At 31.0% G+C, this 2,127-nt stretch carries 2 protein-coding genes; both read right to left on the bottom strand.

What is annotated here, in order from left to right:
- Window positions 1-105: 105 nt before the first annotated feature.
- Window positions 106-981 (bottom strand): hypothetical protein, encoded by an 876-nt coding sequence (locus BLT80_RS19755; RefSeq protein WP_092471265.1) that lies wholly within the window; start codon window positions 979-981, stop codon window positions 106-108.
- 174 nt (window positions 982-1,155) lie between these two features.
- Window positions 1,156-2,010 (bottom strand): aldo/keto reductase, encoded by an 855-nt coding sequence (locus BLT80_RS19750; RefSeq protein WP_092471263.1) that lies wholly within the window; start codon window positions 2,008-2,010, stop codon window positions 1,156-1,158.
- Window positions 2,011-2,127: the final 117 nt, after the last annotated feature.

Here is a 2,127-nt window from a genome sequence, read left to right as displayed (position 1 = left end):
GCAAAATCTGGGTTAATATTTGATGCAACATATAAAAGTACGCTAGTGAAAAATTAATGGGATTTTACTTGTTTTTTAGCACAGTACTTTGTTGTGCGTTCGTTTTTATTCCGATTTATACATATTTTTATAATGTTCAACGTGATGAGGAAATTCCTCTTCATAAAACGGATAACTTATTCCCAAAATTGAGATTTCATATCCTTCATCTTTCATTCCCGTAATTGCATTTCCAGCAACTCCTTTTATTTCAAGTCCATCCTGTCTGAATACTTTTAATTCTGATATTACTTGAGTATCAATAAATTCAAATTCTGGGTCGTCAGTATTTATTACAATATTATTTTTTGAGCAGTATTTTTTAAAGAATTCATAAGGCGTTTTTATTCCATTGAATTCAATTATTCCAAATGCAACTCCCATTGGTGCATCTGCTTTTTCTAGTTTAGAAGTTCCAATTTCTTTGCCTTCTAAAACCACATTATATTTTGTTTTACAACTGTTTATTACTTTTTCGTTGTAAAAGTCTAAATAATAATCAGAAGCAAGACATTCAAAAGTTTCGTCTTTAAAAAAGAAAATAAAATGTTTTCTGTCAGAATTACTAGTTTGAATTTTCTCAATCGGATTTGGTAACTCTTTATCTAATCCGCTTTTAATTTCATAGAATTCACCCCAAGGTAATTCGTTGTGATTTGTTCTATATTGTCCGTAAAAATACCCTTCGTCATTGCAAGTATTAAGAGAATATTCCAAACAGTTTTTAAATCGAATTTTAACTTTATCTCCTTCCTGATATTTGTTGAATTGAAAATGATTGAGATAAATATCCATTATTAAGTCAATTCCGTCCACTTTTAATTCAATTTCAGGTGAAACTGGGTCAGCGTTCCAATCCTTAGTTATTTGGATATAGTCAATTTTTCGAGTTGGAATTTCCTCTACCTTTTTTATTCCAAATATTTTATTTATCCAACTCAATTTCTTTCGTTTTCGGTTTTTCTTAAATGACGCACAACGTTTATGTGTAAGGAACGTTGCGTGTTTGAGTGCGAGGATTTTCCGAAGGAAAATCAGAAGCTAGCAAACAAAGCAACGACCAAACGATTGAACTAAAATAAGCAATGTTTTTACACGGTGTTAGCAGCCGTATTTTTAGTTTTTAACATTTAATACATCTGGCCAAATGTTAGGCAATTCTCCGCTAAACCCCATTTCTGGAAGTTCATTGATTTGCTTCATTTCCTCCTCTGATAATTTAAAATCAAAAATATTAATATTTTCTTCAATTCTTTTTGGTGTATTTGATTTCGGTATAACGATGGTTTCGTGTTGAGTAATCCATCTCAAACAGATTTGCGCTATAGATTTATTGTGTTGTTTAGCGATAGTTTGGATTATTTCATTTCCAAACACTTTTCCTCTTGCCAAAGGTGACCAAGATTCAACGACAATATTATTCTTTTTGCAATATTCCGTCAATTCTGATTGCCAATATCCAGAGTGAAATTCAATCTGATTGATAGCAGGGATTATGTGTGCAGTTTGAAAAAGTGCCTCTAAATGTTCTTGCCAAAAATTACTTACTCCAATGGACTTTATTTTCCCTTCCGCTTGTAATTCCTCCATTGCACGCCAACTATCTGCATTGGTTTTTTGCCAATCTTTATAATTTTTTGCATTTGCAGGCCAATGGATTAAATACAAGTCAATGTAATCCAATCCAAGTTTTTTAAGTGATTTGTCAAAAGCTTTTTTAGCTTCTTCATAACCTAAATTTTCACGCCATAATTTTGTGGTTACGATAATTTCTCTTCTATCGATTCCACTTTCATTTATTGCTTTTCCAACTTCTTTTTCATTATCATATTTAGCGGCTGTATCAAACATTCTGTAACCTAGATTTAAAGCATCTTTTATAGATTGAATACCTTCTTCCTCGGTAGATTTGTATGTTCCAAAACCTATAATTGGTAACTTATTTCCGTCGTTTAATACTATTTCTTTCATTTTTTCTAACGTTTTGTATTATATGTCTAGTCCTGAAATATGGCTACAGGTTAAAATTGAATTTACGCTGATAATTTATATACCATATTAGGTGTTTTATAATCTAAAGATAAATGT

It is taken from the genome of Winogradskyella thalassocola (genome assembly GCF_900099995.1).
Taxonomy (GTDB): Bacteria; Bacteroidota; Bacteroidia; order Flavobacteriales; family Flavobacteriaceae; genus Winogradskyella; species Winogradskyella thalassocola.
The sequence above is the reverse complement of the archived record's forward strand: the minus strand, read 5'-3'. Positions and strand labels throughout refer to the sequence as shown.